Origin of the sequence: Natrinema limicola JCM 13563 (genome assembly GCF_000337475.1) — an archaeon.
Taxonomy (GTDB): domain Archaea; phylum Halobacteriota; class Halobacteria; order Halobacteriales; family Natrialbaceae; genus Natrinema; species Natrinema limicola.
In genome coordinates this window covers 301660-315206 of sequence record NZ_AOIT01000016.1, presented here as the reverse complement: position 1 = coordinate 315206, position 13547 = coordinate 301660, and the positions used below count along the sequence as shown (strand labels likewise).

The 13547-nt window shown below is 65.4% G+C and carries 11 protein-coding genes; 4 read left to right on the top strand and 7 right to left on the bottom strand.

The genetic code is table 11. The annotated features are described in order from the left end of the window. Window positions 1-1988: HEAT repeat domain-containing protein (locus C476_RS03390; RefSeq protein ID WP_193788155.1), on the bottom strand; the 1988-nt coding region annotated here is incomplete at its 3' end. A 280-nt stretch (window positions 1989-2268) separates the two neighbouring features. Further along, window positions 2269-4749: a DNA topoisomerase I gene (locus tag C476_RS03385; protein WP_008009864.1), complete on the bottom strand. Its 2481-nt coding sequence runs from the start codon at window positions 4747-4749 to the stop codon at window positions 2269-2271. A gap of 304 nt (window positions 4750-5053) precedes the next feature. Between C476_RS03385 and C476_RS03380 the strand changes: the two genes are divergently transcribed. The 4 genes from C476_RS03380 to C476_RS03365 all read left to right on the top strand — a co-directional run bounded on the left by C476_RS03380 (window position 5054) and on the right by C476_RS03365 (window position 7722). Next, entirely contained in the window at window positions 5054-5320 is a 267-nt protein-coding gene (locus C476_RS03380) for a YgaP family membrane protein (protein WP_008009863.1), read from the top strand. A 214-nt stretch (window positions 5321-5534) separates the two neighbouring features. Then, a complete protein-coding gene (locus tag C476_RS03375; protein ID WP_008009860.1) occupies window positions 5535-6464 on the top strand; it encodes a sulfide-dependent adenosine diphosphate thiazole synthase in 930 nt (309 codons plus the stop codon). Between the two features lie 18 nt (window positions 6465-6482). After that, on the top strand, window positions 6483-7247 hold the full coding sequence (locus C476_RS03370) for a DUF7001 family protein (RefSeq protein WP_008009858.1): 765 nt from the start codon (window positions 6483-6485) through the stop codon (window positions 7245-7247). Window positions 7248-7311: 64 nt separating this feature from the next. Further along, window positions 7312-7722, top strand: coding sequence for an acyl-CoA thioesterase (locus C476_RS03365; RefSeq protein ID WP_008009856.1), 411 nt, complete (start codon window positions 7312-7314; stop codon window positions 7720-7722). 5 nt (window positions 7723-7727) lie between these two features. Here the strand turns inward: C476_RS03365 and C476_RS03360 are convergent, their stop codons facing one another. The 5 genes from C476_RS03360 to leuS form a co-directional block, all read right to left on the bottom strand. Beyond that, window positions 7728-8411, bottom strand: coding sequence for a class I SAM-dependent methyltransferase (locus C476_RS03360; RefSeq protein ID WP_008009854.1), 684 nt, complete (start codon window positions 8409-8411; stop codon window positions 7728-7730). A gap of 9 nt (window positions 8412-8420) precedes the next feature. Next, window positions 8421-9320, bottom strand: coding sequence for a thiamine-phosphate synthase family protein (locus tag C476_RS03355; protein ID WP_008009852.1), 900 nt, complete (start codon window positions 9318-9320; stop codon window positions 8421-8423). A gap of 75 nt (window positions 9321-9395) precedes the next feature. Continuing rightward, a complete protein-coding gene (locus C476_RS03350) occupies window positions 9396-9998 on the bottom strand; it encodes a DUF420 domain-containing protein (RefSeq protein ID WP_008009850.1) in 603 nt (200 codons plus the stop codon). Between the two features lie 234 nt (window positions 9999-10232). Further along, complete coding sequence (locus C476_RS03340; protein ID WP_008009847.1) at window positions 10233-10526, bottom strand: HalOD1 output domain-containing protein; 294 nt, start codon at window positions 10524-10526, stop codon at window positions 10233-10235. A 166-nt stretch (window positions 10527-10692) separates the two neighbouring features. After that, entirely contained in the window at window positions 10693-13362 is a 2670-nt protein-coding gene (gene leuS, locus C476_RS03335; protein WP_008009845.1) for a leucine--tRNA ligase, read from the bottom strand. Between the last annotated feature and the right edge of the window lie 185 nt (window positions 13363-13547).

Genomic DNA, 13547 nt, shown 5'->3' with positions numbered 1-13547 from the left:
GTCTCGAGCGTGGCGGCGCGGACGGCTGGCGTCGGCTCGACGAGCAGGTCACAGACGGCACCGACAGCGGCTTCGGTTTCGGTCCCAGTCTCGAGGCCGAGGACGGAAAGCGCCTCGCAGGCGGCGACGCGACGCGGTTGCGCGTCGGCCTCGGTTTCCGCGACGGCAAGTGCGACCGTTGGCCGGCAGTCCGCAGCCGGCTCGGTGGCGACCGCCGCGAGCGTCCGGCGAGCCGTCTCACGGACGCTGCGATCGGTATCGTCGAGTGCGTCGAACAATCCCGACAGCGCCGGGCCGATCGCGTTCGGGTCCGTCGCCGCGATTCGCTCGAGGGCCAGTGCCGCGGTGTGACGGACGTCAGCGTCGTCGTCCGACAGCCGCTCACGGAGCGCATCGACGGCGACGCGGGCGTCGTGGGGTCGCTCGGCGGCGATCGTCACCAGATCACGAGCGGCCCCGAGCCGGACCCTCGCGTGCTCGTGGCCGAGTCGCCGACACACCGATCGAACCGCTGGATGGGGGGCGGTCGTCTGCGACATCGCGATTTCTGCCAGCCTACTGGCGGCGTAGCCACGGACCCACTCGTCGCCGTCCTCGAGTTGCTCGATCAGTTCCGGTACCTCACTGTCGCCGGGGGTGTCGCGAGCGATCGCGCCGACCGCCGCCGTCGCCCGGTGACGAACTGGCTCGTGGGGATCGTCGAGGCGGGCGGCGAGTTCGGAGACGACACATCGGGCCGAAGCGGGTTCGGTCATCGAGACGGCGGCGATAGCGCGAACGGCTGCGAGTCGGACGTCGTCGTCGTCGACCGCGAGGGCATCGGTGAGGTCGGCAGCGACAGGAGCGACGGTCTCGGGAGCCGCGTCGGCTACGGCGGCGATGGCCGTCACGGCATGGTCTCGAACCGGCAGGTCGTCGCGGGCTACCCGGCGAGCGAGAGGATCGACAGCAGCAGTAACCGCTTCGGGCCGGTCGGTGGCGAGCGTCGCCAGCGTCGCGGCCGCGTCACTTCGGACGGTCTCGAGCGGGTCTGTGAGTCGGGCGACGAGCGCGTCGACGGCCGGCACGACCGCACTGGGATCGGCCTCGGCGACGTCTCGGAGCGCACCGACGGTGTCCGTTCGGACGGCGGCCACATCGTCGAGGGTCACTGCCAGCGCGTCGACGCCCTCACTGACCGGTTCGGGGCGCTCCGCCGCGATGGCCGCGATCGCTGCCGCGGAATCGACGCGGACGGACTCGCGCTCGTCGGTCAGCCCCGTCATGAGGGCGTCAACCGACGACGCAACTGCCGCCGGCCGGTCGGTCGCAATCGCATGCAGCGCCCGTGTTGCATGCTCGCGGACGGCTGGTTCGTCCGCGACCCGGTCGACGAGCAGGTCACAGGCCTCGAGGACGGCGTCTGGATCGTACTCGGCGATGGCCGCGAGAATCACGGCGGCGTTTTCCCGAACCGAGACGGCGTCGTCGTCGATCGCCGCCATGATCTCGTCGGTCGCCGGGATGACGGCTTCGGGATCGGCCTCGGCGATCGCAGCGAGAGCAGCCGTCACTCGAGTCCGGACATGTCGTTCGTCGTCCGTGACGGCAGCCGCGAGGGTCATCACCGAGTCAGCAACGACGGTCGGATCGTCGACTGCGATCGAGGCAAGCGCGTCGGCGACATCCGCCCGAATCGCAGTCGGTCCATCGAGTCGCTCGAGCAGCACCGGGACGCTCTCCTGCGTCGATTGCGGGTAGACCGACGCGACGGCTGCCAGCGCCGTGGCTGCGTGAGATCTGATCGCAGGCTCGTCTTCGAGACACTCGGTCAACGATGCCACCGCGGATCGCACGTCCGCCGGCCGATCGGCCGCCTCCTCGGCCAGCGTGCGGGCTGCGTACTCCCGCACGTCGGGGTCGTCTGCCGTTAGAAACGTCTCGAGTTCGTCGATACCGAGGGTGACTTCGAGCCCCTCTTCGGTCGTGATCTCATTGTGGCGTGACATAGTCCGTCTCGTGACACGTGCGATCGCGAGCGGCGCGATCTGGTCGAGAACGATACGTATACACACACGCAGTTAATGGTACGCCCGGCACAGTCAGATCGACACGACGGTCGGCTGTCCCGTCTCGTCAGTCAGCAGTGACTGTCTCGACAGTTCGTCAGTGAGTCGTGACAGTCTCGTACGGACCACGCGAACGAGGCACCGCTCGTGACTCCATCAGGGAGGCTGGAGTCACACACCGTCTTCGTAGCGACCAGCGTTCTCGCAGAAACCGAGTCTGCTAGGCTTTCGCCTGCCAGCTTCGGACACGATCGGCGCTGACACCGTCGACGTCCTCGGCGACCGCGTCGGGGTCGGCCGCCGTCAGATCCTCGAGGTCCTCGATCCCCGCATCGGCGAGTTTCTCGACGGTTTTGGCACCGATGCCGTCGAGCGACTCGAGATCCGAGCCCGACTCGCTCTCGCGGGCCTGGAACTCCTGGTAGTTACAGATCGGACAGCCAAGTTCCCAAGGCTCGTCGCCGCTGTGGACGACGAGTTCGGGGAGGTCGTGTTCGTCGCAGTATTCGTCGGTGACTTCGATCTCGCCGCGGCGGGGCAGCGGCAGCGAGTACTCGCAGTCGGGATAGCGCGTACAGCCGACAAGCCGTGAGCCGCTCTGCAGTGTCTTGATCGCCAGTTCGCCGCCGTGCTCGTCACCACATTCAGGACAGTCGCCGATGATCGGCCCTTCACCAGCGTCTTCGGCCTTACAGAGCGGACAGCCGTGGACGAACGTCTGTCGGCCCGCGAGCATCTTGACGTGGTGGAGGTCGTGTTCGTCACAGGTCTCCTCCATGATCAGCGGCTTGCCCGTCGACGGCAGCGGCAGCGTAAACTCACAGTCGGGATAGCCGTCACAGCCGACGAAATAGGAGCCGTGGCGGCTCCGGCGCACGAGCAGGTCCTCGCCACACTCGGGACACGGCCCCAGTCGCTTGTCGTCTTTCAACGACTTGCGAAGCTGGTCACCGATCTCCTCGCGTGACTCCGCGAGGTTGGCGAAGATTTCCTCGAGCATCTCGCGGGACTCATCTGTGACGTCATCGAGAGTCGCTTCACCCGAGGCGATCGCGTCCATGTCGGCCTCGAGCTGGGCAGTCATCTCCTCGCTGACGACGCGGTCGGCGTAGTCCTCGGCGGCCTCGACGACGGCCATCGCCAGCCGCGTCGGCCGCGGCGGGTCGCCCTCGACGTAGCCCCGGTCGTACAGTTTCTCTAAGATGTCGTGGCGAGTCGACTTCGTCCCGATCCCCAGCTCCTCCATGGTCTCGATGAGCCGCGACTGACCGTATCGGCGGGGTGGCTGGGTCTCTTTGGCCTCGAGTTCGACGTCCGACAGCGACAGTTCCTCGCCCTCGTCGACGTCGGGGACGTAGTTCTCGCTCGTACTGAAGTAGGGGTAGACGTCGTGGTAGCCGGGCTCGACCAGACGCTTGCCGTTTGCTTTGAGCCGGTAGTCGTCGACTTCAGCGACGACTTTGAGGTGTTCCCAGACCGCGGCGTTGGCGACGGTCGCAAAGAACCGGCGGACGACGAGTTCGAAGATCTCCCACTCGTCGTCGGAAATGTCGCCACGGGCAGGGATCTCGCCGGTCGGATGGATGGGCGGGTGGTCGGTCGTCTCTTCGTCACCCTCTGTCGGGGTGATTTCGTCGGCCTCGAGCAACGACTCGGCCGACTCCCCGAGCGTCGAGTGGCCGACGAAGTCATCGAGCAGTTCCTCGGGATCGAGATCGTCGGGGTAGACGGTGTTGTCGGTGCGGGGATAGGTGATATAGCCGGCGGTGTAGAGGTCCTCGGCGATCGACATCGCGCGCTTGGCCGAGTAGCCAAGCGAACTGGCTGCGCGGATGAACTGGGTCGTATTGAACGGCGTCGGCGGCGTGTCGGTGCGGGTCCGCCGGGTGACGTCGACCACTGTCGCGGCGTCGCGCTCGGCGAGCGTTTCGTAGACCTCGTCGGCGGTCGACTCGTCCCAGACGCGTTCGGCCTCGTTGTCGTCCTCATCGCGGTAGAAGTACTGGGCCTCGAAACGCGTCTCGTCTTTCTGCAGGTCGGCGAAGAGCTCCCAGTAGTCCTCCGGATCGAAGGCCTCGATCTCGCGCTCGCGGTCGACGATCAGTTTGAGTGTCGGCGACTGCACTCGGCCAACCGAAATGAAGTCCTCACCGAGTTGCCCGGCAGACAGCGAGAGAAAGCGCGTAAGCGCGGCCCCCCAGATCAGGTCGATGATCTGGCGGGCCTCGCCGGCGGCCGCCAGATCGAAGTCGAGGTCGTCAGGCTCGTCGAACGCCTGCTGGACCTCGTTTTCCGTGATCGAGGAGAACCGCACCCGGCGAATGGGAACGTCCTCGTCGACCCCGCGGACGATGTCGTAGGCTTCCTTGCCGATCAGTTCTCCTTCGCGGTCGTAGTCCGTCGCAATCGTCACGCGCTCGGCTCGACGGGCCAACAGCCGCAACGTCGCCACGATGTTCTCTTTCGTCGGCGTCTTCTCGACGCTCGCGTCGATCAACTCGACGGGCTCGACGTCTCGCCAGTCGGAGTACTCTGGCGGGAAGTCCACGCCGACGACGTGGCCCGACAGCCCCACGCAGCGCTTGCCGCCCCACTCGTAGACGTTGACCCCGTTCTCGCGACTCGAGTCGTAGGTCCCCCCGCTCAAGATATCGGCGATCCGGCGGGCCGCGTTGTCCTTTTCGGTGATTATCAGTTCCACCGCGGCTCACCTCCGGGCGCTCGAGCGTCCGGTCGCCGTCGTCGCGGACGAGTATCGGTCATCGTCGCTCGGTACGATTGAGCGTTTGATAACGCTTTCGCCAAAACCGGACGACAGCGCGGGTGTGCGTGCGCTACGCGTCGCGCGAGCGCGTACGTCGAGCACCACGAATGGGTGCGCTGCCGAGGGTACTTCGACAGCGGTGGCACGTCCTGACAGTTCATACTATGCGTAGTGGTACCGACTACCTTATTTTCGCTCGAGGTGTAGTCTACATCGCGTGTAAACGCGGAGATACCTAATTATGCAAAAAAACGTAGGCGGATTCGATCGTACCTGGCGGCTCGTCGGCGGCGCACTCCTGGCGATTATCGGCATGGCTGCGCTGGTTGGTGTCGTTTCGATCGGCACCATCGTGCCGGCCCTGCTGGTCGTCCTCGGCGTCGTGTTTTTCGCTACCGGCGTCCTTCAGAAATGCGTCCTCAACCGGCTGGTCGGACTCGACACCTACCGCGGTGAGGAGGCGGAGACTGACCGGATGGACGAGGTGTCCGCGGACCGGCCTAGCTAACCGTCGACTCATACGGTCTGCTGTGCCGGTTTCTCGGTGCAACCGCAGGTCGGTCGCGGGTGCATCGGTACTGGCTGACAGGAGTCCGTATCAAGCAATCGATCGGTCGAAATCGAGCGACGACAGTTCTTTTGTGAGTGATTCTCACATCAAACCGTCTTTCAAGCAATAGCTACGACAGTTTTATTACCACTAGATCATACCACCTAGTTGTATGAGCGAATTCGAGCAGTTCAGTCAGGTTGGCGAAGCGGACGTCACGCGTGCGATCGGACAGGAGTGGACCGAGGAGTTCATGGACTTCTCGGACTCGGACGTCATCATCGTCGGCGGCGGCCCCTCGGGGCTGACCGCCGCGAAGGAACTCTCCGAGCGCGGTGTCCAGACGATGGTCGTCGAGAAGAACAATTACCTCGGCGGCGGCTTCTGGCTCGGCGGCTTCCTGATGAACAAGGTGACGGTACGCGACCCCGCCCAGCAGATCCTCGAGGACCTCGAGGTGGATCACAAACAGGCCCAAGACAGCGAGGGGCTCTACGTCGCCAACGGGCCCGAAGCCTGTTCCGGACTCATCAAGGCTGCCTGTGACGCGGGCGCGAAGATGCAGAACATGACCGAGTTCACGGACATCGTCATCCGCGAAGACCACAAGGTCTCGGGGATCGTGATGAACTGGACGCCGGTCCACGCGCTGCCACGCGAGATCACCTGCGTCGACCCGATCGCCGTCGAGGCCGATCTGGTCATCGACGCGACCGGTCATGACGCGATGGCGGTCACGAAACTCGACGAGCGCGGCGTCCTCGACGCGCCCGGCATTCAGGACGCCCGCGATCGCGGCCAGGTCATGGATCAGACCGAAGACGACACCTACGGCGCACCCGGCCACGACTCCCCCGGCCACGACTCGATGTGGGTCGGCAAAAGCGAGGACGCCGTCGTCGAACACACCGGCCTCGTCCACGACGGCCTGATCGCGACCGGGATGGCCACCGCGACGACCTACGGCCTCCCACGGATGGGTCCGACCTTCGGTGCCATGCTCGTCTCGGGCAAGCGCGCCGCCCAGGTCGCGCTCGACGAACTCGAGGTCGACGCCGAACCCGTCGAACTGACCTCACGGGCCGCACCGGCTGACGACTAACCACACCCCCTCTGCCCGATGGTCGAACAAGTCATCTGCTATCGCGCCCCGACGACGGTCGCCGACATCGAGGCGATCGCCGACTGGCTGGCCGCGCGGATCGACGCCGACGTGAGCGTGCGCGACCGCTTTCTCGAGGTCCACCATACCGACGACCTCGCAGAGCGGTTCGCCGAGGCGCGCGTCACCTCGCCGTACGACCGCGGGACGGGCAACACGATGCTCGGAACGATCCGCTACGAGGAGCGCGCCCTCGAGCATCCCGAGCGCGAAGGCGGGGTCCTCTACGACGGTGTTCAGATCCAGCGCGCGCTCAACGCCGCGCTCCCGGGCGAGGAACGGGGCCTCGAGACGCTGCACGTCCCGATCGTCGATCGGGCCATCGGGACGTGGGGCGATCACGACGGCCGCTGGCACAAGCGCGTGACCGTCCTCGGCCAGCCGGCACTGGTCTCGGTGCCCGGGCTCTACGAGGCTCCCGCAAAGCCAGAGGAATACTACAAGGAAAAGCAGCGCCACGCCCTGCTGTCGGGTGATGCGCCACCGCGGGAGGTCCTCGAGAACCAGGTCGAGGGCGACTTTCTGGTCGCCGACGACCCGCGGACGACCGATGCGCTGTGTGGGTACGTTCTGGCGGCGTACCACTACCTCGAGACCGGCGAGGCGTTTTGCGATCGGGAGGGGTGTCGATTGTTCAACGCCCACTCCCACGAGGACCTGATCCGCGCCCAGTTGCACGAGCCCGCCTTTTGCAGCGAGCACGCACGGCTGTACGACGAGTGAGCAGTCCTGGGTCGTTTCCGCGACCGGTGCGTATTTTCGTCGCAGTCGCGTTCGAACCTGTATAATGAGCGAGAAATTCACCGTCGAGATTCCGGTCCAGTATCGCGATCTCGACCCCCAAGGGCACGTCAACAACGCCGTCTACGCGAGCTACCTCGAGACCGCTCGTGTCGACTATCTGGAGGAGGTGCTCGAGGTTGCGGCAGAAGACATCTCGTTCGTCGTCGCGACCCTCGAGATCGAGTTTAAGCGCCCGATCACGAAGGGTGACGACCCCACAGTCGCGCTCTGGCTATCCCAGCTCGGCGAGTCCAGTTGTACCATGGACTACGAGATCCGCGTCGATGGGACGGTCGCCGCGACCGCCGACACGACGATGGTCCACATCGATCCCGACACGGGACGACCGTCGCCGCTTCCTGACGAGGTTCGAGCGCGAATGGAGCCGTTCGAAAACGCCGATCCGTCGGCGTGACGTTCTCAGGCCGGCCGCCCCAGCTGCCCGCCGGTCAGACGGACAACGCCGAAGAGGTGCGTTTCGTCCGCGACGGCGACCGCTCGCTCGCGGAGCCGGGTATGTGCGGCGTCGATCTTTTGCTCGAGTCGACGAGCCGGATCGTCCTCGTAGCGAAGCTGTATCGTCGGCGGCGTCGAGAGGACGACGATCGCTCGAAAGACGGCGTTGACCGGCGGGGCGTACCACTCCCGGCTCGGGGCGGCGTTGGCGAGTACGACGGTGCCCTCGGGACCGACGAGGTCACACCAGTCGTCGACCGCATCGGCTGGTCCTACGAGCATCCCCACGACGAACGTCGCGAGGACGGCATCGATCTCGCCCGGCGCGTCGGCCGCGAGCGGTGGTTGCATCGCGTCGCCCTGTAAGACGTGGACGTTGTCATAGTCTGCAGTCGCTGCTCGTGCCCGCTCGAGGACCGGTCGGGTGAAATCGATCCCGATCACGGTCCCCTCGGGGCCGACCTGTTCGCGAAGGAAGGGAAGGTTCGCCCCCGTGCCACAGCCCATTTCGACGACGGTATCGCCGGACTCGAGCCGACAGGCGGCGGCCGCTCGCCGGCGGAGGCGCGCGATCCCGGGCGTTCGGCGTGCGATCAGATCATAGAGTCGCGCCCAGCGGCCGTAGAACTCCTGTGATTCCGTCGCCATTGTGGGTCGTCAGACCAGCGATCGAATCGTGTCCGCGACCGACTCCGCGTCGGAGCCGAGCACGTAGATCAACGGCTCAATCCCCATCCCGCCGGTCTGGTAGAGCACCGTCGCTTCGGGTTCGTCTTCGATCGCCGCGCCGACGCTCGAGGCGACGTCATCGGATTCGTCGAACTCGGCGGCGACGTGGCCCTGTGCGGCCAGTTCGTCGATCAGTTCCGGATCGTAGGTAATGTTGATGCCTGCTGTGACATCAGCGCCGTGGCGACGCGCGGCCAGCAGTACGTTTGCGACGTGTTCTGAGACGCCGAACTCGGGGTCTGCAGGGACGGTTGCCCGCCCTTTCACGTCGAAGATCCGACCCGGCACGCCTGCGACGTCGTCGACGTCGTCGGCGTCGGGCGTGCAGGCGACGAGGTTCGCGCCGACCGCAGGGATGAGCGCGGTAAAGCCACTCGCCGTCTCGAGGATGCGCAGCCCACGCCGGAGCGACGAGAGCACCCGCTCGCTCGTCCGCAGGTCGCTTTCGGGATCGTGAACGCGAAAGCTCGAGCCGTGGTCGGCTAGCTCCGGGACGGCCTCCTCGTGGAGTTGGGCAAGCAAGTCGCCGGCAGCCTCGAGTTCGCGGATCAGTACCTCGAGTTCGATCAGGGCCTGGACGGGGGAGATCTCTTCGGCGGCCAGGCCGGTCCCGAGTTGCTCGACGAGGTCTTGGACGCGGTCGTCGGTGGCGATGCGATCGTTGACAGTCACGTCGCCGTGGGCGTACTTCGAGACGGCGCTCTGGCTGATGCCGAGTACGTCGGCGACCTCGCTCTGGGTGAAGCCCCGATCGCGCAGATCGCCGGCCAGCAGCGACCGGACGGTCGGGAGAAACTCGTCCACGACGATTTCTTCGACGAATTGCATTCGTTGCTCGACGGTACGGGCGGCTGACGTGAGAAGTTGTTGGTCTACTGGGACGCAGATCCCAGCCGGAGCCGCTCAGACGAGCGGCACGAGCAGCGCCGCGAACTCGTAATCGAAGATGTGGTTGAGCATCGCGTAGGTGACGACGCCGAGGACGAGACTCAGGATCCACGCGCCGGCAGCGATCCGGCCGATCTTCGCGTGGGGCGTTTGTCTGAGTTCGGCGGGCGTATGGCTCAGTCCCAGAACCAGCGCATAAAGGACGACCGGCACCGAAATGATCGAGAGGATGATGTGGATCGCCAGCATGACGAGGTAGGCGTAGTAGACGCCCTGGTGGCCGACGAACTCTTTCGTGCCGCCGCCGCCGACCTTGAGCAGATAGACGACCAGGAACCCGAGGATTAACACGAAGCCGCTGACCATCGCCAAGCGGTGTTTCTCGACCTCGCCTTTGCGGATCCAGTACCAGCCCAGTGTCAACACCACCGTCGCGGTCGTGTTGATGACCGCGATCACGTGCGAGAGGAGATTGACCTGTGCGTTCGTCAGGTCGGGATAGATCGGCACGTCGAGCAGGAACGTTCCGAGGACCAGCGCGTAGCCGACGATCGTCAGGAGGACCGTGACACCTAGCGGCTGCTCCCGGAGATGCCGTCTCGCATCAGCAGTTGCCATTATCGACCGTTAGAAGCACCGCCGTATCATGCTTGCTGTTCGCTTCGGGCTCGATCGAGATCAATGGTGCTGTGGCTTCGGGTCTCGAGTCGCCGTCGCAAACGCCATCGGCACCGATGCCCACGTCTTCGGAGCCCCACCCCGGACCGTCGGGAGCCGACAGCGTCATCGTGTCATGCGGGCTGCTGTCCGACTCTCGGTGCACTCACCGGCACTGACTGACTGGGATTCGTCTCAGTCCGCTGGGTCGGTCGATTCCTCGAGCGTCACCGTTCCATCGTAGCCGACAGTGACGTGGTAGCCACAGAACGGAAACGAGACCGTTCCACCCGGTCTGGTCGCACCGTTCGACCGCTCGGCAAAGAGCGCGTCGAGCGCTGCCGGGTCGATGACTGCATGAAGCGATTCGTACTGCGGCGGTGCGAGCTCGACCGACTCGATCCCTTCCGCGTCGGCGACTGTTTCGATCACCGCCTGACTCGGCGGTTTCGCTGGCTGTGCGTCGCTGCGATCGCCACCCTCCACCATCGTATTCGGGCCTTCCAAACCTGGTGGAATAAAACTGTCTTTCGAGAGTGTGGCCTCGTCACCAGGTATCGATATTGACTGTCACAGCCACGAATCCCCGGTATTGGAGCCGTTCGAACGCGAACGCGGGTCTACAGGAGTTGTCGTGAGAGAGAGCCAGCGACGGCTACTCGATGTAGATCGCCGGTTTACCCGGTCGTGCTTTCGCCGCCAGTTCGTCGTCGGCGTCGGCCCGGCGGACGGTAACGGTCGCCCCGAACTCGTCCGTGACGAGCCAGGTCGCGTGCTCGAGGACCTCGAGTTCGCGGGCTGGTCCGAGCAACTGGCCGGACTCCGCGCCGTCCTCGCGGCCGAGCAGTTGTCCGACGAACGCACCGACGGTCTCGCGGTCGGCGGCGACGTCGTCGGCTGCACGCACCTGCTCGATGATGGCGTCGGTATCGCCGTCAGGGGCCGCCTCGTCGACCAGCTCGGCGGCCCGGTACTTCCACTCGCGAGCGCAGACCAGTTCGATGCGCTCGGGTTCGTCGATCGCGGCGACGTCGACGATGTCCCGGACGTCCTCGAGCGTGCGTTCGACCAGCTGGCGCTCGAGCTGGTAGGCCGATCGATCGCCCGCGGGCTCGGGCCAGTCGGCTTCGACGACGAGGCCATCTCCCCGGAGTTTGTTCCAGAGTTCTTCCCCGAGGTGGGGGGCCATCGGGGCGATCAGTGCGGCCAGCGTCAGCAGACCGCGTCGGTAGACCTCGTCGTGTGGCCGGTCGTACGCGCGGTAACGCCGGAGCAGACGTGCGAGTTCCTGGATCTCGGTTGCAGCGCGATGGAACCGGAACCGCTCGTACTCCTCAGTGACCGCAGCGATCGTCCGGTCGATCTCCCGATCGACGTACGCGTCGTGATCGCGGCGTTCGACGCGGGTGTCACCCTCCTCGACGAAGTCGGTCGCCATTCGGTAGAGCGTCTGCTGGAGGTCGTAGGCTCCGCGGACGTTGTTGGCGGTCCACTCGAAGTCCTGTTCGGGGTGGGCCGCCGAGAGGACGAACAACCGTGTCGTCTCCGCACCGTACTCCTCGGGCGCGACGACATTGCCTTTCGAACTGGACATCTTCTCGCCGTCGTACAGCACCGTCCCCTGACTCCGGAGTTCCGCGATCGGCTCGCGGTGCTCGAGCAGCCCCAGGTCGGCAAGCGCCTTCGTGAAAAAGCGCGTATAGAGCAGGTGGAGGATGGCGTGTTCCTCGCCGCCGACGTAGATGTCGACCGGGAGCCAGTCGTTGGCGCGGTCGGTATCGAACGGCGCATCCGCCAGCTCGGGCGAGAGGAATCGCAGGAAGTACCACGAGGAGTCGACGAAGGTGTCCATCGTGTCCGTCTCGCGCTCGGCCGGGCCGCCACACTCAGGGCACGTCGTCTGCTTCCACTCCTCGGCGGCGTCGAGTGGGTTCCCCGTGGTCCGGACGAACTCGGGGAGTTCGACCGGCAGCTCGTCTTCGGGAACCAACACCGGCCCGCAGTCGTCACAGTGGACGACCGGGATCGGCGTCCCCCAGTAGCGTTGGCGGGAGATCAGCCAGTCGCGCAGCCGGTAGGTGACGTCTTCGGAGAGCGCATCGTGGTCTTCGACGAGTCGCTCGCGGGCCGTCTCGCTGTCGAGGCTGTCGTACTCACCGCTTCCCTCGAGGGTGCCTTCGCCGGTGTAGGGTTCCATTTCGTCGCGTTCACTGTCGGTACTGTCACCTTCGGGGACGATCACGCGCTCGATCGGCAGGTCATGTGCGAGCGCGAAGGCGTGATCGCGCTCGTTGTGGCCGGGGACGCCCATCACGGCCCCGGTGCCGACGTCTTCTAGGACGTAGCCGGCGACGTAGACCGGGAGTTCGTCGCCGGTCAGCGGATGGATCGCGGTCGCGTCGGTTTCGATACCCGCAAAGCCGACCTCGTCGGGGGCCTGTTCGCGGACGGTGTCGACGTAGTCGGCCACCTCGTCGTCGGCCTCCGCCAGCGTCCGCGCCAGATCGTGACCCGGCGAGACCGCGAGGTAGGTCGCGCCGTAGATCGTCTCCGGACGAGTACTGAACACGTCGACGGTGTCGGTGCCGTCCCGGTCGGCATCGTAGGACACCTCGAACGTGATCCGCGTGCCCTCCTGGCGGCCGATCCAGTTGCGTTGAATCTCGCGGACGCCGTCGGGCCAGCCCTCGAGCTCGTCGAGTCCCTCGTAGAGCTCCTCGGCGTAGTCGGTGATCGTAAAGAACCACTGGTCGAGTTCCCGGCGACCGACGGGGGTCTCACAGCGCCAGCAGACGCGAGTGCCGTCGCGCTCTTCGACCTGTGCGTCGGCTAACACCGTCTCGCAGTCGGGACACCAGTTGACCGTCGCGGCCTCGTAATCGACGAGCCCGTCTTCGTAGAACTGCTCGAACAGCCACTGGTTCCACCGATAGTAGTCGGGCTCACAGGTAGTGATCTCCCGGGACCAGTCGTAGCCAAAGCCCATCGTCTCGAGTTCCTCGCGCATGCGCCGGATACACGCCTGCGTCCAGGATTCGGGGTCGGTCTTGCGCTCGAACGCGGCGTTCTCGGCGGGGAGGCCAAAGGCGTCCCAGCCCATCGGGTGGAGGACATCGTCGCCCTGCATCCGCCGGTAGCGCGCGTAGGCGTCCGTAATCGCGTAGTTGCGGATGTGACCCATATGGAGCGTCCCCGACGTGTAGGGAAACATTCCGAGGACGTAAGTCGGATCCTCGGCGTCGGAATCGAGCGTGTAGACGTCATCACGCTCCCAGACGTACTGCCAGAACTCCTGTACCTGCGCGTGATCGTAATGACTCGTCATTATCGGGAGATCCGTTGGGTGTCACTCGGTGGGCCGGCTATATCATTGTTCGGCCGCAGACACGGTCACCTTACACGTCATAGCTAGCATCGACCGACGCCGTCGCTCGCTCGAGCAGGTCAACGCCAGTCGAATGGGAACGCGAATGCAGTGCCTATAATCCTGTGGACTGAACGTAACAAAGC